The organism is Streptococcus pseudopneumoniae (genome assembly GCF_001076775.1).
GTDB classification, from domain to species: Bacteria; Bacillota; Bacilli; order Lactobacillales; family Streptococcaceae; genus Streptococcus; species Streptococcus pseudopneumoniae_G.
Map to the genome: position 1 here is coordinate 1 of NZ_JVGV01000011.1, position 26,783 is coordinate 26,783.

Consider the following 26,783-nt stretch of genomic DNA (forward strand, 5'->3'; position numbering starts at 1 on the left):
TTTCATAATAAAAACACCCCAAAAGTTAGATTTTTTCTGTCTAACTTTTGGGGTGCAGTTCACAAGCGCGGTTGCTTTTTCACTTACTTTTTTGATTTTAAAGTATTCTTCTGACATCCCACGTAGCTTTCTCTTATCTTTTGTGATAAAATAGGCTCAATCTATTTCTAGGAGGATAAAATATGATTTCTACTATCGGTATAGTTAGTTTATCTAGTGGCATTATCGGAGAGGACTTTGTCAAACACGAAGTGGACTTGGGTGTCCAACGTCTCAAGGACTTGGGACTCAATCCTACCTTTTTGCCCCATTCGCAAAAAGGATTAGACTTTATCAAAGACCATCCTGAAGCGCGTGCAGAGGATTTGATTCATGCCTTTTCTGATGATAGCATCGACATGATCCTCTGCGCCATCGGTGGAGACGATACCTATCGCTTACTACCTTATCTTTTTGAAAATGACCAACTACAGAAAGTTATCAAACAAAAGATTTTTCTTGGCTTCTCGGATACAACCATGAACCACCTCATGTTGCATAAACTAGGAATCAAGACTTTTTATGGTCAATCCTTTTTAGCAGACATTTGTGAATTAGACAAGGAAATGCTGCCCTATAGCCTTCACTACTTTAAAGAATTGATTGAGACGGGAAGAATCTCAGAAATCCGCCCTAGCAATGTTTGGTATGAGGAACGAACTGATTTTAGTCCCAAATCTCTGGGGACACCTCGTGTCAGTCATGCAAATACCGGTTTTGAGTTGTTGCAAGGAAATGCCCAGTTCGAGGGAAAAATCCTCGGTGGTTGCCTCGAATCCCTCTACGATATCTTTGACAACTCTCGATACGCAGATAGCACGGAGCTCTGCCAAAAATACAAACTTTTCCCTGACTTGTCAGACTGGGAAGGAAAAATCCTCTTGCTAGAAACAAGCGAAGAAAAGCCTGAGCCAGAAGACTTCAAAAAGATGTTGCGGACTTTAAAGAACACTGGCATATTCGAGGTCATCAGCGGACTCTTGGTCGGGAAACCTATGGATGAAACTTTCTATGACGACTATAAAGAGGCACTATTAGATACCATAGACAGTAATACCCCAATTGTCTATAATCTGAATGTCGGCCACGCAACTCCAAGAGCAATTGTACCTTTTGGGGTCCATGCTCATGTAGATGCACAGGAACAAGTCATTCGCTTTGACTATAACAAAAAATAAATAGTTTCTCTATTTTTGTGCTTTTGTATTGGTTTTCGTTACAATTTGTATCTGAATTTATTGCATTTCGCTAATTTCTATGATATCCTTTTGAAGGAGGTGTATATGACAAAACAAAAAATTAATCGAATCGTAGGTTCTATTGGTGCCTTTATTGGAATTATAGTATTTATTGCCTACATACCTCAAATTATCGCTAATTTACAGGGAAATAAAGCTCAACCATTTCAACCTTTATCAGCTGCTATATCTTGCTTAATCTGGGTTATTTATGGATGGACAAAAGAACCTAAGAAGGATTGGATACTAATCATTCCAAATTCAGCCGGTGTTATTTTAGGTGGAATCACTTTTTTGACTTCACTCTAACAAATCTAATAGTATATATAAAAAGCTGGGAAAAATTTCTCAGCTTTTTTCTATATTCTCAGATATTCTAGTTACCTATACTCACTAATTGCTGCTTTTCCACTCACAATCGTTCTCGTGGTCATCAACTAGCCCTGCAGCCTGTAGAAAAGACAAGACAGCGACTGGTCCTGTGAACTTGAAACCTCGTTTTTTGAGATCGTTGGCTAATTTCTCAGACAAAGCGGTTTTAGCTGGGGCTTGGCGGTAATCGGGAACATCGTTCACGATCGTTTTCCCCTCAACAAAAGACCAAAGATAGGCATCAAAAGAGCCATATTCTGCCTGTAACCGTAGAAAGGCTTGGGCGTTAGCGCGTGTAGCAAAAATCTTGGCCCTATTTCGAATGATGGCTGGATTCTCCAGCAAGTCTTCCAGTTCGGTGTCGGTCATCTCTGCGACCGCTTGAATTTGATAGCCATAAAATACTTCTCGGAAAGCTTGGCGTTTGTTGAGCACCGTTTCCCAAGACAGGCCTGCCTGATAGGTTTCCATGCACAACAACTCAAACAATGCTTGGTCATCATGGAGGGGCTGACCCCATTCCTCATCATGATAGGCGATGTAGAGCGGATTGGTCATCTTGACCCAAGAACAACGTTTTGGCATGCTCTGCTCCTATTTGACCAACATTTTAAGGGCCGACTTGATATAGTTCTCAGCTGTATCTGTCGTTCCTTCGAAGAATTTCTTGATTTTCTTGAGCTCAGTTGTCTTGTAGCCCAGAGCCAACATGGCCTCCATAGCTTCTTCCAATTCTTGGTTTTCAGCGCTAGCTTGCACTGCCACCTTGGCAGGAAGATCATCTCCTGCAACTACTACCTTGCCTTCCAAGTCCAACACCATCTGCTGGGCTGTTTTCTTGCCAATTTTAGGGAACTTAGTTAAGTAGGTGATGTTTTTGGTTTCGATGGCTTGAACCAAGCCAGCATTGTCATCGGCAGCGATAATAGCAAGAGCTGATACAGGACCAATCCCAGAGACCGAAATCAGACTAAGAAAGAGCTTTTTCTCATCTTCTGAGCGAAATCCATAAAGTAGATGAGCGTCCTCACGCACGACCTGATGCACATAAATTTGAGCCTCTTGATTAACCTGACCTGAATAAGCATAAGGATTAGCTACATGCAGGATATAACCGATACCATTGGTTTCAAGAACAATGTATTTAGCAGTAATTTTGGTAATGATTCCTTTTAAATATTCGTACATAGTTTTCCTTTTAGTTTAATATTTCCCCAACTCACGGAGACTGGTGTGATTTTCCTGAATACGTCGGAACATTTTTTCCATATCCGACTTGGTGAAATGCACCAGAACAGGACGCCCGTGGGGACAGTTGTAGGGATTGTCACATTGAGATAGCTGATAGAGGAGCTGTCTGGCCGAATGGTCATCGATACGATGGTTGGCCTTGATAGATCGCTTGCAGGACATCATGATAGCCAGCTCTGCTCGATATTTCTTGATAGAAACTTCCTTGGTCAAAAGGAGCATGTCGCATATTTCATAGATGCCTGATTCAATCTCTTCTTCTGCCATCCAAATAGGATGTTCACGTAAGATGAATTGATTTTCTCCGTACTCTGCTAGAAAAACACCCACTTCCTCCAAAAGTGCCATTCTTTCCTTGAGACGAAGAGCATCATCTGCAGGAAATTCAAAGATATAGGGCACTAGGAGTTGCTGCTGGCTCTGGTCAACATTGCCAATGCTTTCACGGTACTCCTCGTACTTGACCCGTTCCTGCGCCGCGTGCTGGTCTATGATATAGAGTCCATCTCGCCCTTGGGCAAAGAGATAAGTCCCGTGCATTTGCCCGAAAAATTCCAACTCTGGGAAGCTGGATGATTCTTCTCGCTCCAGCTTGTCATAAGCCTTATCAAGACTCGCAAGGTCTAACTCTGGATGGTCTAGTTGGTCATAATTAGCAGGTTTTCTCTCTGCAAAATGCAGTTTTGCTGGCTTAGTCAGCTGATCCAAGGTTTCCTTGGCAAACAGGGTTAAGTCCTGCCCTTCCTCAGTCAATTCCACCTGATAATCAGCCACCTCAGCTTGACTAGGTCTTGTCGGCTCAGTTTTCTCATAGTAGAGCGTATTTTCTTTGAGTGGGAGAATGGTCTGCTCCACCTTCTCACGATTGCGCACGGTCGATTTGGCAAGATTTTCCAAGGCATCTGGAATCAAGGTTTGCTCCTTAAGACTATTAGAAATAGCTTCTGAAACCAAGGCCATCAATTCTTTTTCCTTGGAAATCCGCACCTCTTGCTTGGTTGGATGCACATTGACATCCGCTAGATAAGGGTCAATATGGATATGAATGACAGCCAGCGGAAAGCGTCCCACCATGAGCTTACTTCCGTAACCATCTAAAATAGCACGATTGAGCAGGAAGTTCTTTATATAACGGCCATTGATGAAGAGACTGATATAGTTGCGATTAGCCCGAGTTAACTCAGGCAGGGAAACAAAGCCTGAAATCTCGAAATCTAAGTCAGAGTTCTCAATTTCAATCATCTTCTTAGCACTCGCCAAACCATAAATTCCTGCGATTGCTTGGCGCAGTTGACCAGTCCCTGCTGTCCGCGTCATTTCCTTGCCATCACTGATCAAACTAAAAGAAATCTCAGGATGGGCCAAGCCCAGACGGTTGATAATATCAATGATATGAGACAGCTCCGCTTGCTGGCTCTTCATATACTTGAGGCGGGCAGGCGTGTTGAAAAAGAGGTCCTCCACACAAACCTTGGTCCCCACAGGACTAGTCGCTGGGATGACTTCTTCTACTTCTCCCCCACGTGCGACGAGCTTAGTCCCATGACTCGCACCATCCACCGCCGTCAACAGAGTCAGTACACTGACAGACGCGATAGAGGGCAGGGCTTCACCACGAAAACCAAGCGTCCGAATTCGAAAGAGATCTGCTTGATTTTTTATCTTACTGGTCGCATGGCGGCGAAGGGCCAATTCCACCTCATCGTGGGCAATTCCATGACCATTATCTGTAATTTGAATTTTCTTGAGACCAGCTTCCTCAATCTCAATGATAATCTGGCTAGAACCCGCGTCAATGGCGTTTTCTACCAGCTCCTTAACAACGCTAGCTGGACGCTCGATAACCTCTCCTGCCGCGATCTGGTTTGCCAGCACCTCTGGCAATTCAATAATATGAGACATCTTTCAGCCCCTTTCTGTATCTATTTTCCTAGAAATTGATTAGTGCTATTATACCATATTTCAGACAGGACAGAAAAGCAAGCGCCACATAGGAGCCAAATCCCTCCACATAAACAAAGTCCCTTGCCAGGGAGCATAAAATAGTGGTATACTCAATAAAAATCAAAGAGCAAACTAGAAAGCTAGGCGCAGACAGTACTTTAGTACGGCAAGACGACGCTGACGTGGTTTGAATTTGATTTTTGAAGAGTATTAATAAAGATGTACAAGAAGTGAGATTAATTTTGTATGAAAAACAAGGAGAGAAAACTATGAAAGTAGAACTACAGATTAGCGAGTCTTACGAGGAGGAAAAGTTGATTGTTCAAGCACCTCAGCCGACAGATAAAGTCCAAAAAGTCATCGAGTTCGCAGAAAATCTGGACCGAACAGAAACAATTAAAGGGAAAATCGATAATCAGGTCTATCTAGTTAAGATTGGTAAGGTTCAGCGCTTCTATATCGAAAATCGGAAGGTTCTAGCAGAAACAGCGAGTCAGACCTACAGCATTGATTTGCGACTCTATCAGGTTCTTGAACTCTTGCCAAGCAATTTTATCCAAATTTCCCAATCAGAAATCATCAATATCGATTCCATCTCTCATCTCAAGCTCACCCCCAACGGCCTAGTAGAAATTTTCTTGAAAAACGAAAGCTTCACCTACTCTTCACGCCGTTATCTAAAAACCATCAAGGAGAAATTAGAACTATGAAAAAACAAGTATTTCACGACGCAGCCACCGGTGTTCTTATCGGCCTCATCCTCTCTATCATCTTTTCACTCATTTATGCACCAAATACCTACGCACCACTAAATCCCTACTCTATCATCGGCCAAGTGATGGCTCAGCACCAGGTTCACGGTGCCCTGGTCTTGCTCTACTGTACTCTTATCTGGGCAGCCATCGGTATTCTCTTCAACTTTGGTAAACGATTATTCAGCCGTGACTGGAGCATGCTTCGTGCGACGCTTTCCCATTTCTTCCTTATGCTGGCTGGCTTTGTCCCACTAGCAACTCTAGCAGGTTGGTTCCCTTTCCACTGGATCTTCTATCTCCAGCTCATTATCGAGTTTGCGATTGTCTACCTCATCATTTGGGCTATTCTCTATAAAAGAGAAGCTAAAAAAGTGAACCATATCAATCAACTCTTGAAGCATAAAAAGTAAGAGTGCTGATAAAACCACTTGGAATAATAAAAAGTCAAGCCTAAGCTCAACTTTCCAACTCATACAAATCTGCGATAATAGCTGCGACACGTTTGATATCTTCCAGCATGCCTCGCATTTCAAAGTCAGCCAATACAGGGAAACCAAAACGTTGACTGTATTGCTTGGCTGTCAGGCAGTATTGATTATTAAAGTTACGATTTCCTGAGCCAACCACGCCAAAACACTTACTAGCATTGTCTCCATAGGCGATAAAATCCCCCACTGGTGTTGTCAAAATCTCGACATCTCCATTATCTACGCCATTCCCACCTTCCAGGTAGGTCGGCAAAAAAGCGACATAGGGATGCTCCATTTCATAAAAATCTTGGCCGTCCTTAACCAAATCCTTGATATGAATCTTTTGAACCTCAATTCCCTCGTACTGGGACAAGAGATAGTCTTTCAAGCGGGTCACAAAACTCTCAGTATTGCCACTCAAACTGATATAAACTAAAGAAATTGTCTTCATATGTACCTCCATGATTTTATTTTTAATCGAAAAACAACTACCAAGATTGTATCTTGATAGTTGTTTTTTGTCAATACTTAGGCAAGTTCTTCTGTTTCCTCTTCTTCTGCCAAGGCTTTTTGCTGACGCCATATCTTGTAGAAGACAAGGGCTAGGAAGAGAACATTGATGACGATATAGAAAATGCTGACAGCTTTTGAACCAATACCCATTGTCAAACGAATAGTTTCATCTTGAACCAGCTGCAAAGCGTCTTGTAAAGTCACATAGGTATAAATCGAACCAATAATGGCTAGCAAAACATAGCCGACATAAGTATAGTTTGCATACTGCAAATTCTTACGAACAAGGAATACAATCGCTACTACCACTAAAATAGCAGATAGTACAACCAAGGCCACATTAAAAATAGAATGAGATGCTTCTGCCACTCTATAGCTAAAATTAATGCTATCTTCTACCTGCTGAGCACTGACCCCTGCAACTTGTTTTTGAGCAGCACGAAGGACTTCTTTACTAGGCAAGGGCTTCAAAAGTTCAAACAGAGACGTAGCTGAAATAAGGGCAGACAAGATGAGCAAGACCCATAGATAAATTGGTTTCTTTTTCATGATAGAACCTCCTGATGTTATTATTGATTATTATAGCACTTTTTGTAAAGGGATACAAATATTATAGTGTCGTTTCTACCTGTTTTCGGTAAGCTTTTGGCGATTTTCCGCACAATTTTCGGAACACTTTATAGAAATATCCAACATTACTGTAACCAACAGCATAACAAATATCTTCGATACTGTCACTAGTTGAAAGCAAGAGCTGTTGGGCAGCCTTAATGCGTTGTTTATTTAGTAACTCTGCGAAGGTAGAATTGGTTTCTCGCTTAATCAACTGACCCAGATAGACAGGATTGATAAAAAGATCCTTACTGATATCCTTGAGGGAAAGTTCTTTTTGATAATCACGCCCAATGACTTCTAGCACACTAACCACATTTTCATTCATTCGATATTGCCCAAAGAATCGGGTCAGAGTTTCCTTGATATAAGGAACCAATTCATCAAAGGTTTGAATAGCATGAATCGTTTTGACAATGTCCGTCATATCATCAGCTTTTAGGTGTTCAAACAAATGAAAGACATCCATGACAAACTGGATAAAAAGCTGTTTGGTAATGGGAACACGCGGCGTATTTTCAAGAACCACCTTCTCCAAAAGGTTCAACTCTTCCACGATTTGATTGAGATTCCCCTGAATGATAACCCTATAAATCGGTTCATAATAGGCAAAGAGACTCTCAGACTGTTTTAGATTTACAGAACCGTAAAAGAGGGCTTTCTCAGCATTCAGCTTCCAGCGTTCAAAGTGTTCTTGATAAGGAGCTTCAAAGGGAGTAACGACTAAACCATCTAGGGGTTGATCAGAAATAAAAATCTGCCAGTCTTTACCCAAGACATAGTAGGGAATGGTGAAAGAACCTTGTTTTTCCTTGGATAGACCTATCCACCAATTCTCCTTATCCCCTAAATAACTAACAAATCCGGCCTCATCTAAATCTTGACTAAGGGTCTGACTTTTCTTCCCTCTCTCGCCGAGCTGACCTGCAATCTTCTCTAGCAGATTACCCAACTCTACCTTATCAACAGGCTTAACCAAATAGTCCACCACACTAAGGTTCATTGCTCTTTTTACATAATCAAACTCCTGATAACCTGAAAGCAGGATATAGGCTGCATCTGGTAAGATTTCTTTCATCTCCCGAATCATATCAAGCCCTGTTTTGTCGGGCATATTGACATCTGAAATGATGACATCGATGGGATTTTCCTGAACATATTCTAGGGCTTCATCGGCATGATTGGCTGTTGCGACGACCTCCATATCCCACTTATCAAAGGGAATCAAACGTTTCAGACCTTCTGTCACCATGTACTCATCATCTACTAATAATACTTTATACATTTTCTCCCTTTCTACTCATCTTGAATTGTAATACGATACTGAACACCTGCTTGCTCCGCAGACTCTATCGTAATGGCATAGCGGTCCCCAAAATAGAGCACAAAACGCTCATGTACATTGGTAATCCCGATAGACTGCTTTTGATCACTGTAACTGGCTTGGTGTTCAAAATGTCTCTGACTTAATTTTTCTCGAATACTTGTCAGTTTTTCAACCGACATTCCACGGCCATTATCGACCACCAAAATTTCTACAAAACCATCCTGTTTAAGCGCCTTTATGCTAATCACATTATCTGTCCGTCTGTGGTCAACACCATGCGCGAAATAATTTTCAACCAGAGGTTGTAAGGTAAACTTAGGAATCTTCATATTCTCTAACTCTGGATCTATCTTGAAACCATAGGCAATGGACTTGGGATAGCGAACCATGCAGAGATAACTATATTTACGGCAAAATTCTAATTCCTGTTTGAGAAGAGTCTCTCTTTCATCAGAAATATTGTTACGCAAGAGACTACTGAACTCATAAATGATATCTGCTAACTCATCTTGACTTTGCATGACTGCGTACATACGCAAGAACTCCAGCGTATTATACATAAAATGAGGGTTGATTTGCGCCTGCAAGGCCCGCATATTGGCATCTTTTTGACTAAGCTCTAACTGATAAATATCATGGATATTCTTTTCCAAGCGATCCAACATATCATTGGTGGTCTCTGCGATTAAGAGCAATTCCTGATCCTTTTCAAGCGTATCGATGCGAAGACCTTCTTGCCCTTGGGCAATAGCTTGGATGGAATCCACCAAATCCACTACCTGCTTTTGATAATTAGCAAAGGTCTGCCTCAAAGTCAGATAGAGAATGACAATAAAGAGAAGGCTCAAGCCCACAATCAAAGCAGAGCTGGTCACCGTTCCTTGTAAAACAAAATTTTTGGGAACTGCCACCTGAACCTGATAGCCATGAGAGGTCACACCAACAAACCAGTTCTCATGTTCCCTATTGACCCTCTCACCAATATGAAAAATCTCCGTATCAAATGGTGATGTCACAGTAACAGCCATCGGAATATGACCTCGGGTATTGTCAATGGCATGATATAAAACTTCTGGATCCAAGGAGATGTATACCACTCCTATAGACTGATCCGTTGCTGGGTCCAGAACTGGAATGCCAAAACTATTGACCTCTGGTTTAAAGGCCTCAGCAGGCAAGACATGACCACTTCTTTTATCCCTTGTTGACACATAAACTTCTTTAAAATCCTGCAAGACGATTGCAACACCCGTTATAGAGTCATTTTGGACATAAAGATCATCAATATTTTCATACAGAGAAATAGAAGTTGACGAAGTTGCTTGATGCTCCAACAGCCAATAAAAATACTCAGAAGTTGACAAGCTAAAGTACTTATAAATCCCTTGTATCCGGTCTTGATTGGCTACTAAATCTTGCGCCAGTTGGGCTGACTCCCGATAATAATACTCCACCTCATCAACTGTTCGAGTGGTTACACGTTGGGCTACTCTTTGAGCTTCCTTTTCCCGTGAATCCCAGTCAGCGTAAGAGAGTAAGATTGCAAAACTCGCAATAATAATCATCATAACTGAACTGTAGGTTCTTAGAAGCGTATGTAGCCAAAACTGCTTCATTCTATTTTGTCGCCAATTTTTCATGGATACTTTCATAGACCGGTTCCAACATATCACTGATAAAGAAATGCCACATCCCAATTCCTACAAAGAAAAGTAGGGCAGGCATATAGTAACCAATTGCCACAAGTAGCACAGTTCCAAGGAGAACCTTGGCCACAGCTGCTAGACTCATAAAGATGCCAATCAAGGATAGTTTGAGACTATTTCGATAAGACAAGTCAAAATAAACTTGTAATTTCAAAGATACTGTATAAGCCAAAAAGATCAGGGCAACTACTAGAACATTCAAAAAGGTCGCAATCAAATGAATAATAGTCTGATGAGGCAATTGCACCAAGAGATACAGGCCATAGACCAAAACTAGATCCACCCCTAAAAAGCTATAGAAAATCAGGTTGCTTGAGACGAAATTTTGCTTATAAAGAGACCACGCCTCCTTCAAACTGTATTCCCGAAAGCTATAACCATGTTCTGCATACAAGCTCATCAAGGTGGCACTAGCCGGCGCTAGACCAAGGATAACCCCTCCCACCAAGGTTAATAACCAAAAGAAGGCTGTCGCAATCATCCCTAAAAAGAAACGATTAAAGACAAAGTCTAAAAATCTCCCCATGATATCCTCCTAAAAATAACTATGAAACTATTATATCATATTTCAAGCGTTTTCAAAAAATTCTAGTGCCCATTTACAATCCCATCAAACCGTGATACAATGAGAATTGTGAAAAAATGATCAGGAGACAATTCATGAAAAAATCTATCTTAACTACACTGCTTTTTGCAGTTCTTTACTTCCTCTGCATGGGGGTTGGTGTCCTTTTGGGCAATCTCTTTGACCAAACTGGAAACATGTTTTATGCGCCTGCCTTTACTGCCCTTGTCGGCGGTAGCGTCTATATGATTCTGGTCGCAAAAGTTCCACGCTTTGGAGCCATTACCACTATCGGCCTTGTCATTGCTCTCTTTTTCTTGGGAACTAAACACGGTGCTGGTGCCTTCCTTCCTGGAATTATCTGTGGCCTCCTAGCAGATGCAGTAGCTAGCCTCGGAAAATACAAGGACCAAACAAAGAACTTCCTTTCTTTCATTCTCTTTGCCTTTAGCACAACTGGTCCAATCTTACTTATGTGGATTGCGCCCAAAGCCTATATGGCTACTCTTCTGGCAAGAGGAAAATCCCAAGAATATATCGACCGTATCATGGTTGCGCCAAATCCTGGAACCATCCTTCTATTTGTTGCAAGTGTAGTCATCGGAGCCCTATTGGGTGCCTTGATTGGACAAGCCTTAAGTAAAAAATTTGCACAGAAAATCTGATTACTAAAAAAGAGCCAGGCGGCTCTTTTTTATTTGGCTCTATAATATTTGTAGTGGGTAAATCCCCTATGGATATTATGGCGCCTATTTTATTTATGCCTCAATTTCTTAGTCAAGAAGTCTCCCAAGAATTGGATTGCAAAGATAATCAAAATGATAATGATAGTTGCCAAGATGGTCACATCGTGATTGTAGCGATTAAATCCATAAGCGATGGCTACGTTACCGATACCACCAGCGCCAACCGCACCAGCCATAGCTGTTTCCCCAACAAGGGAAATCAAGGTCACAGTCGTCACACGGATCAAATCTAGAAGACCTTCTAGTAAGCCTGATTGCCCTAGGTTAAACTTTTTTACCCAAAAAACTTCTTTTTTCTAACGATAAAATGAATCCTATCACACTCCCTGCTAAAAAGACCCACCAACAAAGCCTGATATCTTGTAAAGCTAAGAAGGAAAATACAGACATCCCCAAGGGTAATGTTAGGGAAAAAATCATACTCAAGAGATTATTACTTCGAGCTAATACATCCGCACTCAAATTAGACAATAACAGAGTATCTAATTTAGGCATTGATTTCGACATCAAATACATGACAAAGGCTAAGCAAGCAACACCTACTAGAGGAGAAAAATCTAAAATATTAGCAGTGGCAAGCAAGACAAACAGAATTGCATTAAGCGATAACAAACTTGAGAAAGACAATTTCCCAAAATAATCATGGGGAGTTAGGCTACCAAGAATAGCCCCTCCCAAGCTGACACATTCAATTAAAAATAGGGCTTGAGCATAACTGAGATGATAGATAGTATGGTCTAATAAGTAAAAGTGATAAATACCTCCAACAGCTCCTCCCAAAGTATTCATTACCAAAATGACAAGAATCATTTTAAACAATGATTTACTTTCTCTCTGTCTAAATATATCATCCATGTCCGCATAGATTGCCTTAACTTGTTGAAGCAAACGAATAGGCTCATTCTCTATCGTTACAGACAAATGCGTCAATTCTCTTCTATTTTTGAACAAAATAAGAGAAGATAGTAAAAAGAAGCCAGCGTTCACAATTGCAACAAAAGAAAAATTTTGATGACTGGTTGTGAGTAACCATACTCCTAAGGCTTGACCTCCTAGATTTGATAAATAGGAAACAAACTGAGTAAAGGAATAAGCTTCATAGAGCTTATCTTCCGAAATATTATGCTGGATAATCGGCATACGCAGGCCTGCTGTATAATCTGATAAAACATCCGAACAGATATTAACCATACAGATAAAAGCAAACGTTACGAAGTTCTGGTCATGAATCACACTAGCAATCAAAAGAAATAGTAGACTTTGCACACAACCAACCCAGATAATTGTCCCTGCTTTATTCCGAGTATGATCAGCCTTAATCCCAACATAAAAAGTAAATAGGAAAGGTAAAATCGTAATCATATTCGCCATAAATACAGCTATATTTTTAAAGGGTAGACTCGCAGCATAAACGATAAATACCAGATTATAAATATAAGCTCCACTTGAGCTCAAAAACCTTGATAGGGTAAGTATTCTAAATAAATGATGTCTTAAGAATAGTTTCATAACAGGCCTCCTTGGCAATCCAGTAAACTATCAATCTTCACTCTAGGAATAAGATTTTCTGTATTTGACTCCACGTCCTTTAGAATAGAACTAGTTATTAATAATTCTTTTGCTACTACAATAAATTCATTATTAGGAAAATATTTGTTAACTGCTAACAGAGTATCTGCTAACCCAACCATTCCCATCCAATATCCAGAAAACTGAGCATACTCAACCAATATACTCGAGCTCAGATCCAAAATAATATCTTTGTATTTAAATGGATCAATATATAACAACATTCTTATGACCCCAGATGTTCCATCTAACAAATAAGGAGAAACTGTTGTGGTAGAATTTTTCAAAAATTTTCTACCACCTATGTCTAACAGATTAGATAATACAATCTCAATACCTCTACTTATAGTAGATCTGCTGAAAGAAATTTTATGTAAAAAAATTAAAAATCCCGATAAACCATTTAAACCATAAGTATTAAAACTATCAAATATATCCAACGATTCATCAGAGGTTATATCTATACTTTCTGTAAAATCAAATCTTGACTCTAATAAATTCAGAAATTCTTCGTCACTTAGTGGTATAAATGCCGTACTTGAGGACATAATTTTTGTTTCTTTCTGTCTCTCTGCATATATATTTGAAAATATTTTTTTAGCAGTATGTATATCTGGATTATCACTAAATAGATAATTTATTAGAATATCTATGTTCGTTACTATTCCTTTTTGAATAAGTAATTCTTTTACTTTATTAGTTTTTAAAGCTTCTTCTTCTCTCAAGTGTAATCTCCCCAGTAAAAATAACATCAAGTTTGCAACTTTATAACAATCTGCTTTTTTACCTTCTATACAATTCCATTTTTTTAAACAAATGTCATTATAAATACCCACTGTCGGAGATTCAGATGATTGATATGAGTTTTCTAAGTCAATAAAATACAAATCTAACATTTCTGTAATCAGAATATTATCTGAATGAATATCATTCAGCACAATATTTTCTTTATGAAAGTATTCAACCACTTCAATTATTTTTTCAAAAATTCTTAATAAAGTAAGAAAATTGGAGTAATTTTTAATAATGTCACTACTAGAATAAGAATATAAGTTATAATCATCTACAAAATCTTTTAATGTGTAGCCGTCTATAAATTCATAAATAAAATATCCATTTGTCCATTCATTAATATTTTCAAGCGATTTGGGAATATATTTGATTAGCTTCTTAGATAACTCCCACTCTCTTTCTCTAAACTCCCTCTTTTCTACATTTATATATGATAAAACGAAATTACGGCATTCCTTTATCACAACTTTCCTATTATATTTTTTTGAATTAGCTAAATAGATATTACCGCCATTACTAGATTTTATTATTGAATTTATTTCATAATTATTAGACATGTATGTATCTTCAAATATTTGAGGTTCTTGAATATCTTCAATCCATTCAGGTAAGTCAAAATAAGATTTTTGATAATCTTGCCAAACTTCCCCATCTGGTCCATACATACTAGGTAAGCCGTCAATTAAATGCGCTTCATTAACAATATTACATCCAAATCTGTAGAAAATATTATTTGAATTTTTATATTTTCTATCACTTAGTATATAAATACCTTGGAAATCACAAGGTATTTTTTGATAAAGCTTTTCAAGTAAATCTATACAGTGCTCTCTATTCTTTGGATAAATAGTTATAAACTTCCCTGATTCTGCAGATGATTCATTTTCTGAAAAATTTTTATAAATTTTATCAAAGTCAGACAAACATTTATACATAGTTCTTTCTCGTTCTAGCAACTTACTAACTATATCAAATACTTGTGTATAATTCTTTATAGTAGCAGAAATATGAATTTTAAAACCAAATTCTTCCAATTTATATAAATTATCATTATAGTATGTGAAGTCCATTCTATCCATAGTTCACCTTTTTACAAATAGATAAAGGAGTATGATATACAAATCTATACTCCTTATAAAATATTGCCAATCTGAGTTCATTATCCTTTATGAACTGAACATTTGTAAGTAGCTACAAATTCTTTGACTGGTTCTGCATGTTTTGATGCAGTCATTGCAAATTTTGTCATTTCTGTTACCTCCTTTGTTTTATGGAACCAGTATAACAAAAAAAGTGGAGCTCCCCACTTTTTTGTAATATATTTTTTCTGAAAATAGAAACTCTAGCGCCTAGAAACTACTAATTATCAATCCATCTACAAGGCTATTTATTTTTCATCAGTCGATGTAACGAGAATATATTACAAATCTTTATTTGAAAGCTGATTTGCAAAATAGTTTTCATAGTATCTTGCACCATCTACATACTCTAAATCTTGTAAGATTGTAATGCCTCTCTGGATTTTTTCAAGACCCTTATTTTTTACATTAAAAATAGTATCATAATACCCTTTAGCAATCATATAAATGATTTTAAGATAAGCTTGAGATTCTGGCAATTCTCGTTTTTCAATCTGAAAGATAAAATAATCTGCTTTTAATTTATCCTTTTCCTCTATCGCTTTAAAGAGTCCATTAATTAAAATGGTGTCAATACCAACTTTGTTACTAGGTAAAGAGCCTAATAAATCCGTCTTTTGCAACATCTCCCTAGAATATTTAAAATAGAGGGGCAGAGGGAACAAAGTAGAAATCGTTGAAAATAGTTCTAATTCATAATTTCCCCAGATATCAATAGTAAAAAAATAATCATAGAGAAAAGTCAGTTCTTCATCCGTTGCTCTTATTTCTGAATCAAAAAACACAAGAAGGCTTTTGATACGAATCATTTGTAAAAGATAGCTTGTTTCATCACTTGATCTATACTTTTGAGTCGTCTCTTCATACAAGGAATGTAGAGAATCAATCCCTTCTCTGTCATATAGATCCCAGAGATTTTCTTGAAAAGCCAAAACCTTTTTCTGAGAAAAACCACGTACCAAGTACATAAATTCATTCAAATCAGAGTGGATGTTATCTAAAGCAGTAATCAATTTCATAGAGGATAAGTCTGCTTCTCCACGCTCAAATTTGCTCAGCATGGAATAAGTAAACTCTCCTCCCGTAGCCTCCTGTAGAGATACATTGCGACTCTTTCTCAATTCTTTAAAAACTTCTCCCAGATTTTGCATATTGACTCCCCACAATTCTTAACTCTCTAACTCATAGAAGCGACGATTGATAGCAACCAGTACAGAGAATTTTAAGTCTTGACTATACGACAACTTCTATGAATGATGTACAGATTGCCTAGCCCTTTTTATTTATGGCTCAATTTCTTGGTCAAGAAGTCTCCCAAGAATTGGATTGCAAAGATAATCAAGATGATAATGATGGTTGCCAAGATGGTCACATCGTGATTGTAGCGGTTAAATCCATAAGCGATGGCCACGTTACCGATACCACCAGCTCCAACCGCACCAGCCATAGCTGTTTCACCAACTAGTGAAATCAAGGTCACAGTCGTCACACGGATTAAATCTGGAAGACCTTCGGATAGATAAACACCTACGATATCCCAGAATGTCGCCCCGCTCGCTTGAGCCGCCTCAATGACACCACCATCCAGTTCAGCCAATACCACCTGTACTTGACGGGCAAAGAAGGCAAAGACTGCAAAAGATAGGGGTACAATAGCCGCATTTGGCCCGATACTTGTTCCTACGATTAGGTGTGAGAAGGGTGACAAGACTGCCAAGAGAATGATAAATGGCACCGCACGGAAAATAGAGGTGATTTTATCCAAAATCCAGAAAACGACCTTATTTTCCAAGACACCACCTGGCGCAGTCAAGACAAGGAAGAGACCTGCCACTAACCCCAAGAAACCTCCGATGATGAAGGAAAGAACTGTCATATAGAGGGTTAGGTAGATGGCTGTTCCCCAGCCTGCTTGACCAGCCCAGCCCATTTTATAAACATTTGGTAAATAGGTTTGAATCAATGATTCCATCTTACTGTCCTCCCTTCAATACTTTTAGCTGCACACCTGCTTGGCGAATGGCTTCTTGGGCACCTGCTAGCGCTGCTTTTTCACCCGACAAGACCACAACTAATTCTCCAACAGGAGTGCCATCGAGGATTTCGATATTGCCATAGAGGATATTAGCCGTTACTTGGTAATGTTTGTACAATTCATTCAAAAGTGGCTCGTCTGTCGAAGCACCTGCATACTTGAGTTGCACTAAAAGACTGTTTTCAGACAAGTGTTCTACGATTTCTTGCTTCTCGATTTTGACCATGGCTTCGTCAATACCTGTAGCTGTTGAGATAAAGTCTTGAGTCAAAGGTTGTTTAGGATCTGAGAAGATTTCAAGAACACTACCCTCCTCAATCAAATGCCCGTCCTGCATGACTGCTACACGGTTGGCAATATCTTTGACAATCTGCATTTCATGCGTAATCAAGACAACGGTCAAACCTAATTTTTGGTTCAAATCTTGCAACAAGGCCAAAATTTGCTTGGTTGTCTTCGGATCAAGCGCAGAAGTTGATTCGTCTGAAATCAAGATTTTCGGATCATTGGCCAAGGCACGCGCAATGGCCACACGCTGTTTTTGCCCTCCAGATAGTTGTGAAGGGTAGTTTTCAGCACGGTCTGCCAAGCCAACCAAGTCCAACAACTTAGCTACTTTAGCCTTCTTTTCTTCCTTGCTGAGTCCAGAGTGTTTAAGGGCAAAGGCTACATTCTCCTCTGCCGTCTTTTGACTCATCAGGTTAAAATGCTGGAAAATCATTCCGATATCCTGACGTTTACGACGCAACTGCTCGGTCGTCAAAGTCACCTTGCCATCAAAAATCACATCATCGTCAATGGTAATTTTCCCTGCAGATGGTTTTTGCAAGAGGTTAATCACCCGTACAAGGGTTGATTTCCCTGCTCCAGAATATCCAACGATTCCGTAGATATCCCCTTCTTGGATGTGAATGGTCACATCCTTGACCGCTGTGATGGTTCTCTTCTTTTGATGAAAAGTCACATCGATCTGATCTAACTTGATAATATCTCTACTCATAGCTTCTAATCAGCTCCTCTACTAATTCAATATGGGTGTAGTAATCGGCGATTCTCACGTTCTCATCTCCACCGTGGTCCCGGCTATTAGCATTTCCTAGACCGAAGGCCACCATTGGCACCTCTAGGGCGTCAAATACCGTATGCATAGGCCCAGTGCCTGCTGTAGTCGGCAAGACTGAAACGCCCTGTGGATAGAATTTCTTGGCCAACTCGATTACATTAAGAATAGCTGGCGCGCTCATATCGCTTCGATAGCTCATCTCTCCCAAGGTATAGTATAATTCTACCTTATCAAAGCCATTTTTGTCTAGCTGTTTCCGAATTTTTTCCAGAACATCATGCGGTTCTAAGCCAGGAACCAAACGAACTTCTAGCTTGGCACTAGCTTCTGCAGGCAAAATCGTTTTAACTCCTTGCCCTTGATAACCTGACTGAATCCCTTCGATATTAAGGGCTGGTTCAAAAAAGAAACGTTTTAGAAAGGCTGCACGATCCTCTTGTAAAAGAGGCAATTCCAAACCATAAATCTGGCTGATTTCCCCAGGATTTCGTTGAGCGTAGGTATCCACCAAGGACAATTCCCGTTCATTTGGCTCTTGTACTTCTTCATACAAGCCTTCAACCAAGATACGTCCATCTGCCGCACGAAGAGACTGTAAGGCTTGAAGGAGGTACCAAGGAGCTGATTCCACAACCCCACCATAACTAGAATGGATATCCACATCAGCGCTTTTCACCTTGGCATCAAAGGTCACAATCCCCTTGTTTCCACCAGAAATTTCTAACTGCTCCAAAGCATTTTTGGTTCCTTGTTCCCAGACCAATAAATCCGCACCACGGAGTTTATCCGCATGCTTTTCTAGATACTTATCTAGGTCTGTCGAAGCCGATTCCTCCGCTCCCTCCATGATAAAACTGATATTGACAGGCAGGTCATCATGGTGTTGCATGTATTTTCTCAAAGCACTCAAACGAGCTGTGATATGACCCTTATCATCATCAACCCCACGCCCATACATGAAGCCATTGCGCACCGAAAGCGTAAAAGGATCCTCTGTCCAGACCTGATCCCCGTCCGCTGGCACAGTGTCATAGTGGTTATAGAAAATCAAGGTCTTAGCATCTGGGCGCGAACTCTTGAAATGCGCCATGACAAAGGGAGCCGTATAAGTCTCATCAATCTCCACTTCAGCCCCAACACGTTTGAAAATCTCACCCAGATAGTTGGCGACTTCCTTAAGTCCAACCTGTTGGGCAAAGACCGACTTCTTAGAAATCAAGGTACGCAAAACCTCAAAATAATGCTGGGCCACATGATCCTTTTCAAATTTTTCAATCTGTTCTTGTTCGCTAGGAAAAACCATATTCTCTCTACCTTTCTATGAACTACTCTTCCTGACAATCCATGCTCTATACAAAAGCAAGAGGTGGAATTTTCTCTCCCACCTCCCTGTTTCTTATTACCAAACTGGTTGATCTAAACCGTCTGATGTTTCTTCGATAACTTTTTTCACTTCATCTGTGTGGTAAGCTGCGATCACTTTCTTGATAGCATCAGCCTTAGGTGATGTTTCCCAATCTTTTTTCGCAACAATGATGTTGTACCATTGTTTTGAGTTTTCATCAGCTTGTTCTTTGAAAAGTGCTTTCTTGTAGTCCAATTTTGCTTCTGTAACGAAGGTATTGTTTACAACAGCAGCGTCAACTGATGACAATGAACGAGCTGTTTGGCTAGCGTCCAATTCAGTGATTTTCAAGTTCTTTGGATTTTCTTTGATGTTAGCAACTGTTGCAAGAGCAGTTCCTGACACGTCCAATTTAATCAAGCCAGCTGATTGAAGCAAGTAAAGCGCACGGCTTTCGTTTGTAGCGTCGTTCGGTACAGCGATTTCTCCGTTTGCTGGGATGTCTTCTACTTTAGTGTACTTGTTGTCACTTCCATTCAAACCTGAGTAAAGGCGAATTGGAGAGATGTAAGTATCTGCAATCGCTACAAGGTCTTTTCCGTTTTCTTTGTTCCAGTTGTTCAAGAAGTTATAGTGTTGGAAAGCGTTCAAGTCTACTTCACCATCAGCAGTTGCCTTGTTTGGTTGTGAGTAGTCTGTGAACTCTGTAAATTCCAAGGTAATTCCGTCTTTTTTAACCAATTCTTGGATTTTGTCCCAACGTTTTTCTTCAGAACCGCTACGGTTAACAGTTGCGATTTTGATAGTTGTTGCATTGTCTGCTTTCTTTTCTGAGTTTCCGCAAGCTGCAAGAGCCAAACCTGCGACTGCAGCAAGGGCTGCTACACCAAGCCATTTTTTAATTTTCATGATTCTTTCTCCTTAAAAATAATACCGTACTAGTATCTCACAATTTGTTTGATTTCACAAATTGTTATTAGATAGCCAGATATATAGTTTAAAACTATATCCCTAAAAATTGAGAAATCACCCATCTTACTCAGAATGGATGATCTCAAGAAATTATTTAATATCAGCTTCTGCTGGTAGATAAGTATCTCCGAAGAATTGTTTAGACAATTTTTCAAGCGTTCCATCTTTATAGAGTTCTTGGATACGTTTGTCTACAAATGATTTCAACTCATCTTGACCTTTAGCAAGAAGTGGGTAAACGTAAGGCTGTTGGTCGCTTGGAAGTTCGATAACTTTCAAGTTGTCCAAACCTTGGTCCTTAATGACTGTTTCAACACCGATTTTATCAAAAATCTTGTAGTCAAACTGGCCATCGCTCAAGCGTCCCATGATTTGTTGGAAGTCCGCTTTAGTATACTTTAGGACAGTTGGATTATCTGAGTGTTGTTTGTTGTAATCTTCTAGCTGTTTAGCAGATGTTGTCCCTTGAACAACTTCTGTTGATTTTCCACCGATATCATCAAGCGATTTGATGCTAGGGTCATCTTTTTTCACTACAAGAACGTTAGGGTTTTTAGCAGTTGGAGCTGCGTAAAGGTATTTTTCAGCACGTTCTTTAGTGTAGCTGATGTTGCTAACAGCCATATTGTAACGGTCGGCATCAAGTCCTGCAAAGACTCCTGACCACTCTGTCTTCTCAAACTTGACATCATACTTGTCAGAGTCTTTAAAGATAGCGCGAACCACTTCAATTTCGTAACCAGTCAATTCGCCATTTTCTTCATAGTTGAATGGTTTTGGTGTAGCATTAGTTGCAACGATAATTTCTTTCTTGCTAGCTGCTTCTCCTTCTTTCTTAGCACCACCTGAGCAAGCTGCTAGCACACCTGCAGCAACAAGTCCTAAGGCAGCAAGAGATGAGTATTTAACGATTTTTTTCATGTCATTTCCTCCAAAATAGAATACCTTATAATCTTAACAGAAAAAGAGCATTTACGCCATTATATGATATCTATCTCTGTGATAGGTTTTCTTTATGGCTGATTTATACTCAATGAAAATCAAAGAGCAAACTAGGAAGCTAGCCGCAAGCTGTACTTGAGTACGGTAAGGCGACGCTGACGTGGTTTGAATTTGATTTTCGAAGAGTATTAAAAGACCAAACGCAAGAGTGCAATTAAGACTACTCCAAAGAGAACTGTGCCGACTAGATTGCGATAACGAAAGGCTACCCAAGCTGTTGGAAAGACGGCTAAGAAATCCAGCCATTTGATTTGAGGAAGGCTCCCAACCTTACCTGTTACTACGCTTGAAAGAATCAAGGCAAAGATAATAGAAACGGGCAAGAACTTCAAAAAACGCTCAACGATTGCAGGCAAACCCTTATACTTGACCAAGATGAAGGGAATCATACGGGGAATCCAGGTCACCAAGCCAGAGAAAATAACTGCTAATAAAAGATACTTACTGACCATCTAAAACCACCCCCATTGTACAACCAAGTAGCGTCGCAAACAGAACAGCTAGCGACTGAGACACCACTGTCAAGAGCAAAAAGAAGGACACCGCAACAACTGCTAGGATAATCAGTAGATTGCGGACAGGAATCCGTCTTTGCATAATCTGGAATTGCGAAGCAAAAATTCCAATGAACATCCCAACCAAGGCAAAATCCAAGCCAAAGATTTCTGGATTTGGCAGCAGGCCACCCAGAGCCGTTCCGACTACTGTTCCCACAAACCAAGCCACATAGCTGTTAAGATTATTTCCGTGCATCCACATAGGATTGACCTTGTCTGTATGGGCCAATTCACCCATCAAAACGCCATAAGTCTCATCCGTCAAGAGACTAGACATACCAATATTTTGCCAGAGGCTGGTATGACGGAAATAAGTCGATGCGTGTAAACTCAACAAAAAGAGACGCAAATTGATCAAAAAAACCGTCATGGCAATAGCCGCCACAGGTGCTTGAACCGCAATCAGTGCCAGCATGGCAAACTGGGCACTCCCAGCATAAACAAAGAGGCTCATCAAGCCCATCTCAATAGGTGTCACATAGGGCGCACCGATAATTCCACAGGCCAGCCCGATACTGACATAACCAAGGGCCGTTGGCATGGCTGCCTGCGCCCCCTCCCAAAATCCTTTTTCTTTCATCTTTCTCCTCATATCGTCTTAATAAATGGGCTGAATCAGTTCCAGCCACAGCATGGACTATTATAACACATTCAGGAAAGAGAAAAAAGTCTGCTGATTGTAATCAGACAGACTCCATTTTATTCTTATTTAATCTTGAAGAATTGAACAATTGCCACAATACCTTGATAAATAAAGACAAAGGCAATGGTGTAACTAATATAGAGACCGGTCATCAATGGGTGTCCCATCATGATTAAACCTGCTACGATTCCTAAAATCCCCATCCAAACTAGAGGGGTACCTACCGATTTATCCGTCTTACGAACCTTGAAACCAACGATAGTTTTTGTAATACCATTTGTCAAGGCCCATAAAGAAATGATAAATGGTACAAATGTTACCATTTCAATAAAGCTACCTGAGAACAAGGTAAGAGCGAGGATGAGGGTAACAATTCCTCCAAATAAATTCCAGCCATGCTTTTCTTCTGATTTGAAGTATTGTACAATCTCAGAAATCCCTTGAACTGCAAATACAAGTGCAAACCAGAAAGTCATGGAAGCCAAGCTAATAAGAGGATGTGCAAACATATTAAAACCTACAAAAACTGCAAAAATACCCGCAATTAGTAACAACCATTTCCAAATTTTCGACATTATTTTTCTCCTTTTTTAGAGGAATCTTCCTCTAGTATTCCATAAATCATCATATCCAAAACCTGTGATAATTGATGTTCATATCCTGAAACCAAGTTAGATAGAGGTCTGATTTCCCTGAAAAATTATGATACAAAACTCCTTTGGCAATACCATCCACTTTACAAAGTTCATTGATGACAAAACCTTGATAGCCTTTTGTAGCAAATTCAAACAAAGCAGCGGTAATGATTTTCTCTCTTCGTAGTCTTGTTTTTTCTTCTTTTCTCATGTATTTACCTCTACATTTTTTAATTATAAACCGATTGGTCTAAAATGTCAAGCAACTTTCTCAAAAATTTAACAGTCTGCTGATTGTAGCCATCATAAACAGACTGGAATCCAGTCTCAAACATATAATATACACATTCTTCGCTAAATGTTTTCACGGATATTCAAGAGTATGATAAAGGCAGCTAGAAGAAATAGCAATAAAACAAAGCTAACTGCCAGAGTTCCAAAGCTAGTAGCAATGGTTACCAAAGCTATTGTAAATAAGCTAGGTAAAACAACTGTAATGGCGCCGATAGAGGATTGAACTGCTCCCATTGACTCCTCAGGTATTTGTTTAAAAATGAGTTCCTGTAATCGAGGAGAGAGGATACCTGCGAAAAAGGCATCCAAGGCACTAAAGATAAGAATCCAGTCAAAACGAACTGCCACAAAGCCAACTAAAAGGAGTAATTGGATAATAAGCGAGGCATATAGGGCTAGTTTTATGGAGATTGTATTCTTCAGATAGCCACTCACAAGGCTTCCGACAATAAGGGCTGACAATTCAAGGGTGGATAACAAGGCAAGAGATTGACCTGTTTGTAAATTCAAAAAGGGCTGATTCCTCAAAAACAGAGTAGAAACAGGAACTGTAACATTTATCACTGCTTGACTAATAGAGATAATAAACAAAACCAAGAGCACCTTATTCATATTCCATATCAATTTTGATGATTGGAGCAGATGCTGGCAAAAGGATTTTACAGAGAGTCCTTCTTGATAGCTAATCGTTTTTTCTACTTTCAAGAGGTCTGTTTTTATGAAAAGAATACCTAAAAATGCGATTAAAAAGGTCAGAGCATTCAGTAAGGAAATAGACTGGATAGATAGAATACCTAGTAAGACTCCTCCTAGAATATTACTGATTGTTTTCACTAAACTAACAGTTGACTGTTTAAATCCAATAGCTTCTGCCAGATGGTCTTGCCCAATAATTCTAATGAAAATCGGAGTGAGCATGGCGCCTGAAAAATAACTCAATGTGTCAGATAAGAGGTTAATCAGACAAATAAATGCTACTAATAACAAGGAAAAGGACTGCCCTGAAAGTGATAAAGAAACGATAGAGTAAAGCAAAAATTTTGCAAAACTAATCATTGTATATTTTAGGACACGATGATGTTGAAAATCCGCCAAAACTCCCAGAAAGATTTGCAGAACTTGAGGAAGGGTTTCTGAAATCGTGATCAGTAAAATCGCCAAAGGGGCAAAAGATGCATCTGCCACATAATTCAAAAAGGCCAGATAAAAAATCGTATCCCCAACCGTTGAAATCCACTGGTTGATGGTTAATTGCCTAAAATCTCTATTTTGAAGAAATACTTTCATCACAACTCCTTTTTGAATTCAAATGGGAATCTTTCCCCAAGGATAGACCACGATACTACTAACAACCAAAATTACAGTAACATCAAAAGCTGACCAATGCCATTGTAGACTATATGCAATCCAATAGGCCAATAAATTGACTTTGTTACTCTAAATAAGACTGCAAATATAAGGCCGCCACCCATATAGTAGACAAAGTCTGTCAAGACCCAACCATGACTACTAATGTGCAAGATTCCAAATAATATAGCTGATCCGAGTACATCCAGTCCCCATTTCTTCCCTTTTTCCAGAGCAGTCATCACTAATCCACGATAAATCATCTCTTCAAAAATGGGGCCTGCAATCACAGGATAAAAAAAATACATCAAAAATGCCGTAGCTCCTGTAAAAGTAGGAGCAGCATGTTGATAAGAAATTTCATTTCGAGTAGGTGGAAAAATAAAAAATGTAACAAAATTCCAAATAACAAAAGCAAGAAGAGCTAGAAAAGAATAGAAAAGATAGGACCCTTTAAACTTTCTACTATTGATTTGTTGCCATCTCCCTGACTTAGTCATAGCAAAAAAAGCAAGAAGAACTACAAGAAAATTCAACATCATATCCGACAAATAGTAGGCAAAGTCAGATAGACCAGTAACAAGGTTGCTGCGTAAAACTAGACCACTGAACTTCTGGTCAGCAATAACTAGTAGAAAAGCTATAAACAAGTAGTAGCGTGAGATTATCTTTTTCATTCTATTTTCTCCTATACTATGAAATAAAGATAGTATAACACGAAAATTAGCTTATTTTAGAAAATCGCATATTTGACATTTTTTCTTGTAGCAATTTCTTATTTGCGATTTTGGTAGATTTGATTATTTCCCTGCTATAATAAAGTTATTACTAACAAGGAGGGATATAATGATGAAGAAAAGAAAAATCCAACTGATACTCCTGCTTATTTCGGAGTGGGTGATTGTCTTCCCGTTTCTAATTAATCGATAAGTTCTTTGTATTGCTGAAAACGCAATTCGAAGAGGGCTAGCAATTGTGGATTTTCTAATACTTGCAGAGATTGGATAAAGTGTTCAATCTCTTTTTGATTGCTTCCTTTGGTTTGAAGAAAGACACTCATTTTCTTTAAAAATTGCCACGATACTTTCTCAAAAACATCGTACGGACGCAACATGCTCTCCAACTCAGTTTCAAAGATTGGGATGTATGAGAAAAGTTTTCGCTCCATGAGTTCTGATAAGATATTTAAGAGTCCTTGCTTCATATACAACCGATTATGTACCAACTCCTTAAATTCTTTAGACTTCTCAATTAAAGCGGTCGATAAAAATATCAAATCTTGATTGCTCAAGAAGGGCATGGTATTGCAAAAGAGATAGAGTTCAAACCAGGTCCAAGACTCAATAGCATAGAGATAGATAGTCAAAAACTCGCTATCTTCTTTTACTAATGGATAGTTCTTATTTAAGGAATGGAGTGCGTTTTTAATTACAATGGCATTCAAACGACGATAGGTCTCTGCCATCTGTTCTTGCTCGACTTCCTCCAACAGTTGCTCTAAACCAGCTATATCTTGGTGGGCAAAGCGATCCACAACCTTTCTACCAATCTGCATATGTAGGGATTCTTGATAATTGTTTAGCTTATGACCAAACTCATCAAAATTCATATTGATCCCTTGGATGGCTAGGATCAACTTATCCGCAGATAGCATAGACTGCCCTAGTTCAAACTTGGACAACTGAGAGGCTGTTAGACCAGCACAAGCCACATCTGACTGCTTGAGCTTTCTCGCCAAACGTAATTCCTTGTAAAATTCTCCCAACTCCATTCTCTCAATCATCTCACCACCTCCTATTTTTTATATAGTATATCATTATTCACAATTATTTGTCAAAATATTCTGACATTT

The 26,783-nt window shown here is 39.3% G+C and carries 28 protein-coding genes and 1 pseudogene; 5 read left to right on the top strand and 24 right to left on the bottom strand.

Translation table 11 applies throughout. The features are described from left to right. The first annotated feature begins 182 nt into the window (after positions 1–182). Together ADJ60_RS02120 and ADJ60_RS02125 are read left to right on the top strand one after the other, a co-directional pair. On the top strand, positions 183–1,217 hold the full coding sequence (locus tag ADJ60_RS02120; RefSeq protein WP_049543115.1) for a S66 family peptidase: 1,035 nt from the start codon (positions 183–185) through the stop codon (positions 1,215–1,217). Between the two features lie 105 nt (positions 1,218–1,322). Beyond that, a complete protein-coding gene (locus ADJ60_RS02125; RefSeq protein WP_000166114.1) occupies positions 1,323–1,586 on the top strand; it encodes a SemiSWEET family transporter in 264 nt (87 codons plus the stop codon). Between the two features lie 84 nt (positions 1,587–1,670). Here the strand turns inward: ADJ60_RS02125 and ADJ60_RS02130 are convergent, their stop codons facing one another. From ADJ60_RS02130 to mutL, 3 genes are read right to left on the bottom strand one after another with little or no spacing between them, the layout of a single operon-like run. Next, entirely contained in the window at positions 1,671–2,234 is a 564-nt protein-coding gene (locus ADJ60_RS02130) for a DNA-3-methyladenine glycosylase I (RefSeq protein ID WP_049543117.1), read from the bottom strand. A gap of 9 nt (positions 2,235–2,243) precedes the next feature. Beyond that, positions 2,244–2,837, bottom strand: coding sequence for a Holliday junction branch migration protein RuvA (gene ruvA / locus ADJ60_RS02135; protein WP_049543119.1), 594 nt, complete (start codon positions 2,835–2,837; stop codon positions 2,244–2,246). Positions 2,838–2,852: 15 nt separating this feature from the next. Further along, positions 2,853–4,802 (bottom strand): DNA mismatch repair endonuclease MutL, encoded by a 1,950-nt coding sequence (mutL, locus tag ADJ60_RS02140; protein ID WP_049543121.1) that lies wholly within the window; start codon positions 4,800–4,802, stop codon positions 2,853–2,855. A gap of 311 nt (positions 4,803–5,113) precedes the next feature. On the opposite strand from mutL, the gene ADJ60_RS02145 reads away from it, so the two are divergent. Both ADJ60_RS02145 and ADJ60_RS02150 read left to right on the top strand, forming a co-directional pair. Then, on the top strand, positions 5,114–5,554 hold the full coding sequence (locus tag ADJ60_RS02145) for a LytTR family DNA-binding domain-containing protein (RefSeq protein ID WP_049543124.1): 441 nt from the start codon (positions 5,114–5,116) through the stop codon (positions 5,552–5,554). Next, a complete protein-coding gene (locus tag ADJ60_RS02150; RefSeq protein ID WP_049543126.1) occupies positions 5,551–6,009 on the top strand; it encodes a DUF3021 domain-containing protein in 459 nt (152 codons plus the stop codon). Before ADJ60_RS02145 ends, ADJ60_RS02150 begins: the two co-directional genes overlap by 4 nt. Positions 6,010–6,055: 46 nt before the next feature. On the opposite strand, the gene nrdI is transcribed toward ADJ60_RS02150, so the two are convergent. The 5 genes from nrdI to ADJ60_RS02175 form a co-directional block, all read right to left on the bottom strand. Beyond that, positions 6,056–6,520, bottom strand: coding sequence for a class Ib ribonucleoside-diphosphate reductase assembly flavoprotein NrdI (gene nrdI, locus ADJ60_RS02155; RefSeq protein WP_049543128.1), 465 nt, complete (start codon positions 6,518–6,520; stop codon positions 6,056–6,058). 77 nt (positions 6,521–6,597) lie between these two features. Continuing rightward, positions 6,598–7,131 (bottom strand): ABC transporter permease, encoded by a 534-nt coding sequence (locus tag ADJ60_RS02160; RefSeq protein ID WP_023946835.1) that lies wholly within the window; start codon positions 7,129–7,131, stop codon positions 6,598–6,600. Positions 7,132–7,192: 61 nt separating this feature from the next. Beyond that, positions 7,193–8,479, bottom strand: coding sequence for a response regulator transcription factor (locus tag ADJ60_RS02165; protein ID WP_049543129.1), 1,287 nt, complete (start codon positions 8,477–8,479; stop codon positions 7,193–7,195). An 11-nt stretch (positions 8,480–8,490) separates the two neighbouring features. Next, a complete protein-coding gene (locus ADJ60_RS02170) occupies positions 8,491–10,161 on the bottom strand; it encodes a sensor histidine kinase (RefSeq protein WP_342585570.1) in 1,671 nt (556 codons plus the stop codon). Beyond that, entirely contained in the window at positions 10,139–10,753 is a 615-nt protein-coding gene (locus ADJ60_RS02175) for a YesL family protein (protein ID WP_049543131.1), read from the bottom strand. Before ADJ60_RS02175 ends, ADJ60_RS02170 begins: the two co-directional genes overlap by 23 nt. A gap of 134 nt (positions 10,754–10,887) precedes the next feature. Here ADJ60_RS02175 and ADJ60_RS02180 point away from each other — a divergent pair, with 134 nt between their 5' ends. Beyond that, positions 10,888–11,457 (top strand): MptD family putative ECF transporter S component, encoded by a 570-nt coding sequence (locus ADJ60_RS02180; protein ID WP_049543133.1) that lies wholly within the window; start codon positions 10,888–10,890, stop codon positions 11,455–11,457. A gap of 89 nt (positions 11,458–11,546) precedes the next feature. On the opposite strand, the pseudogene ADJ60_RS02185 reads toward ADJ60_RS02180, so the two are convergent. From ADJ60_RS02185 to ADJ60_RS02260, 16 genes and pseudogenes are all read right to left on the bottom strand, one after another. Continuing rightward, a pseudogene (locus ADJ60_RS02185) lies at positions 11,547–11,786 on the bottom strand (ABC transporter permease); the annotation flags it as partial. A 16-nt stretch (positions 11,787–11,802) separates the two neighbouring features. Then, on the bottom strand, positions 11,803–13,047 hold the full coding sequence (locus ADJ60_RS02190) for a hypothetical protein (RefSeq protein ID WP_049543137.1): 1,245 nt from the start codon (positions 13,045–13,047) through the stop codon (positions 11,803–11,805). Then, positions 13,044–14,978: a protein kinase domain-containing protein gene (locus ADJ60_RS02195; protein WP_049543139.1), complete on the bottom strand. Its 1,935-nt coding sequence runs from the start codon at positions 14,976–14,978 to the stop codon at positions 13,044–13,046. The genes ADJ60_RS02190 and ADJ60_RS02195 overlap by 4 nt, the downstream gene beginning before the upstream one ends. Positions 14,979–15,319: 341 nt before the next feature. Further along, entirely contained in the window at positions 15,320–16,057 is a 738-nt protein-coding gene (locus ADJ60_RS02200; RefSeq protein ID WP_239682349.1) for an Rgg/GadR/MutR family transcriptional regulator, read from the bottom strand. Between the two features lie 260 nt (positions 16,058–16,317). Next, positions 16,318–17,010: a methionine ABC transporter permease gene (locus ADJ60_RS02205; RefSeq protein ID WP_000444647.1), complete on the bottom strand. Its 693-nt coding sequence runs from the start codon at positions 17,008–17,010 to the stop codon at positions 16,318–16,320. A 1-nt stretch (position 17,011) separates the two neighbouring features. After that, positions 17,012–18,073 carry a methionine ABC transporter ATP-binding protein gene (locus ADJ60_RS02210; RefSeq protein ID WP_049543143.1) on the bottom strand — a complete coding sequence of 354 codons (1,062 nt, stop codon included), beginning with the start codon at positions 18,071–18,073 and terminating at the stop codon, positions 17,012–17,014. Then, on the bottom strand, positions 18,066–19,439 hold the full coding sequence (locus ADJ60_RS02215) for a M20 family metallopeptidase (protein ID WP_049543144.1): 1,374 nt from the start codon (positions 19,437–19,439) through the stop codon (positions 18,066–18,068). Before ADJ60_RS02215 ends, ADJ60_RS02210 begins: the two co-directional genes overlap by 8 nt. A 96-nt stretch (positions 19,440–19,535) precedes the next feature. After that, positions 19,536–20,390, bottom strand: a complete 855-nt coding sequence (locus ADJ60_RS02220; protein WP_049543146.1) for a MetQ/NlpA family ABC transporter substrate-binding protein — start codon at positions 20,388–20,390, stop codon at positions 19,536–19,538. A 153-nt stretch (positions 20,391–20,543) separates the two neighbouring features. Then, a complete protein-coding gene (locus tag ADJ60_RS02225; protein WP_049500712.1) occupies positions 20,544–21,374 on the bottom strand; it encodes an amino acid ABC transporter substrate-binding protein in 831 nt (276 codons plus the stop codon). 209 nt (positions 21,375–21,583) lie between these two features. After that, on the bottom strand, positions 21,584–21,907 hold the full coding sequence (locus ADJ60_RS02230) for an AzlD domain-containing protein (protein WP_000253935.1): 324 nt from the start codon (positions 21,905–21,907) through the stop codon (positions 21,584–21,586). After that, positions 21,897–22,592: an AzlC family ABC transporter permease gene (locus tag ADJ60_RS02235; protein ID WP_080702812.1), complete on the bottom strand. Its 696-nt coding sequence runs from the start codon at positions 22,590–22,592 to the stop codon at positions 21,897–21,899. The genes ADJ60_RS02230 and ADJ60_RS02235 overlap by 11 nt, the downstream gene beginning before the upstream one ends. 125 nt (positions 22,593–22,717) lie before the next feature. Beyond that, entirely contained in the window at positions 22,718–23,230 is a 513-nt protein-coding gene (locus ADJ60_RS02240) for an HdeD family acid-resistance protein (protein WP_000036821.1), read from the bottom strand. A 49-nt stretch (positions 23,231–23,279) separates the two neighbouring features. Continuing rightward, positions 23,280–23,501 carry a TetR/AcrR family transcriptional regulator gene (locus ADJ60_RS02245; protein ID WP_004250194.1) on the bottom strand — a complete coding sequence of 74 codons (222 nt, stop codon included), beginning with the start codon at positions 23,499–23,501 and terminating at the stop codon, positions 23,280–23,282. 143 nt (positions 23,502–23,644) lie between these two features. Continuing rightward, the gene (locus ADJ60_RS02250) at positions 23,645–24,871 is read right to left on the bottom strand and encodes an MFS transporter (RefSeq protein WP_000862437.1); all 1,227 of its coding nucleotides are present in this window, start codon (positions 24,869–24,871) and stop codon (positions 23,645–23,647) included. 71 nt (positions 24,872–24,942) lie between these two features. Then, on the bottom strand, positions 24,943–25,608 hold the full coding sequence (locus tag ADJ60_RS02255; protein ID WP_023948227.1) for a CPBP family intramembrane glutamic endopeptidase: 666 nt from the start codon (positions 25,606–25,608) through the stop codon (positions 24,943–24,945). Between the two features lie 242 nt (positions 25,609–25,850). Continuing rightward, positions 25,851–26,714 carry an Rgg/GadR/MutR family transcriptional regulator gene (locus ADJ60_RS02260; protein ID WP_049543148.1) on the bottom strand — a complete coding sequence of 288 codons (864 nt, stop codon included), beginning with the start codon at positions 26,712–26,714 and terminating at the stop codon, positions 25,851–25,853. Positions 26,715–26,783 lie beyond the last annotated feature (69 nt).

Bases quoted from the DNA above. Each gene is read 5' to 3' on its own strand.
- ADJ60_RS02215 (WP_049543144.1), bottom strand. From the start codon at position 19,439: ATGGTTTTTCCTAGCGAACAAGAACAGATTGAAAAATTTGAAAAGGAT.
- ADJ60_RS02205 (WP_000444647.1), bottom strand. From the start codon at position 17,010: ATGGAATCATTGATTCAAACCTATTTACCAAATGTTTATAAAATGGGC.
- ADJ60_RS02220 (WP_049543146.1), bottom strand. From the start codon at position 20,390: ATGAAAATTAAAAAATGGCTTGGTGTAGCAGCCCTTGCTGCAGTCGCA.
- ADJ60_RS02230 (WP_000253935.1), bottom strand. From the start codon at position 21,907: ATGGTCAGTAAGTATCTTTTATTAGCAGTTATTTTCTCTGGCTTGGTG.
- nrdI (WP_049543128.1), bottom strand. From the start codon at position 6,520: ATGAAGACAATTTCTTTAGTTTATATCAGTTTGAGTGGCAATACTGAG.
- ADJ60_RS02240 (WP_000036821.1), bottom strand. From the start codon at position 23,230: ATGTCGAAAATTTGGAAATGGTTGTTACTAATTGCGGGTATTTTTGCA.
- ADJ60_RS02150 (WP_049543126.1), top strand. From the start codon at position 5,551: ATGAAAAAACAAGTATTTCACGACGCAGCCACCGGTGTTCTTATCGGC.
- ADJ60_RS02170 (WP_342585570.1), bottom strand. From the start codon at position 10,161: ATGAAAAATTGGCGACAAAATAGAATGAAGCAGTTTTGGCTACATACG.
- ADJ60_RS02145 (WP_049543124.1), top strand. From the start codon at position 5,114: ATGAAAGTAGAACTACAGATTAGCGAGTCTTACGAGGAGGAAAAGTTG.
- ADJ60_RS02255 (WP_023948227.1), bottom strand. From the start codon at position 25,608: ATGAAAAAGATAATCTCACGCTACTACTTGTTTATAGCTTTTCTACTA.
- ADJ60_RS02165 (WP_049543129.1), bottom strand. From the start codon at position 8,479: ATGTATAAAGTATTATTAGTAGATGATGAGTACATGGTGACAGAAGGT.
- ADJ60_RS02130 (WP_049543117.1), bottom strand. From the start codon at position 2,234: ATGCCAAAACGTTGTTCTTGGGTCAAGATGACCAATCCGCTCTACATC.
- ruvA (WP_049543119.1), bottom strand. From the start codon at position 2,837: ATGTACGAATATTTAAAAGGAATCATTACCAAAATTACTGCTAAATAC.
- ADJ60_RS02250 (WP_000862437.1), bottom strand. From the start codon at position 24,871: ATGAAAGTATTTCTTCAAAATAGAGATTTTAGGCAATTAACCATCAAC.
- ADJ60_RS02200 (WP_239682349.1), bottom strand. From the start codon at position 16,057: ATGAAATTGATTACTGCTTTAGATAACATCCACTCTGATTTGAATGAA.
- ADJ60_RS02260 (WP_049543148.1), bottom strand. From the start codon at position 26,714: ATGATTGAGAGAATGGAGTTGGGAGAATTTTACAAGGAATTACGTTTG.
- ADJ60_RS02245 (WP_004250194.1), bottom strand. From the start codon at position 23,501: ATGAGAAAAGAAGAAAAAACAAGACTACGAAGAGAGAAAATCATTACC.
- ADJ60_RS02225 (WP_049500712.1), bottom strand. From the start codon at position 21,374: ATGAAAAAAATCGTTAAATACTCATCTCTTGCTGCCTTAGGACTTGTT.
- ADJ60_RS02125 (WP_000166114.1), top strand. From the start codon at position 1,323: ATGACAAAACAAAAAATTAATCGAATCGTAGGTTCTATTGGTGCCTTT.
- ADJ60_RS02195 (WP_049543139.1), bottom strand. From the start codon at position 14,978: ATGGATAGAATGGACTTCACATACTATAATGATAATTTATATAAATTG.
- ADJ60_RS02180 (WP_049543133.1), top strand. From the start codon at position 10,888: ATGAAAAAATCTATCTTAACTACACTGCTTTTTGCAGTTCTTTACTTC.
- ADJ60_RS02235 (WP_080702812.1), bottom strand. From the start codon at position 22,592: ATGAAAGAAAAAGGATTTTGGGAGGGGGCGCAGGCAGCCATGCCAACG.
- ADJ60_RS02175 (WP_049543131.1), bottom strand. From the start codon at position 10,753: ATGGGGAGATTTTTAGACTTTGTCTTTAATCGTTTCTTTTTAGGGATG.
- mutL (WP_049543121.1), bottom strand. From the start codon at position 4,802: ATGTCTCATATTATTGAATTGCCAGAGGTGCTGGCAAACCAGATCGCG.
- ADJ60_RS02120 (WP_049543115.1), top strand. From the start codon at position 183: ATGATTTCTACTATCGGTATAGTTAGTTTATCTAGTGGCATTATCGGA.
- ADJ60_RS02190 (WP_049543137.1), bottom strand. From the start codon at position 13,047: ATGAAACTATTCTTAAGACATCATTTATTTAGAATACTTACCCTATCA.
- ADJ60_RS02210 (WP_049543143.1), bottom strand. From the start codon at position 18,073: ATGAGTAGAGATATTATCAAGTTAGATCAGATCGATGTGACTTTTCAT.
- ADJ60_RS02160 (WP_023946835.1), bottom strand. From the start codon at position 7,131: ATGAAAAAGAAACCAATTTATCTATGGGTCTTGCTCATCTTGTCTGCC.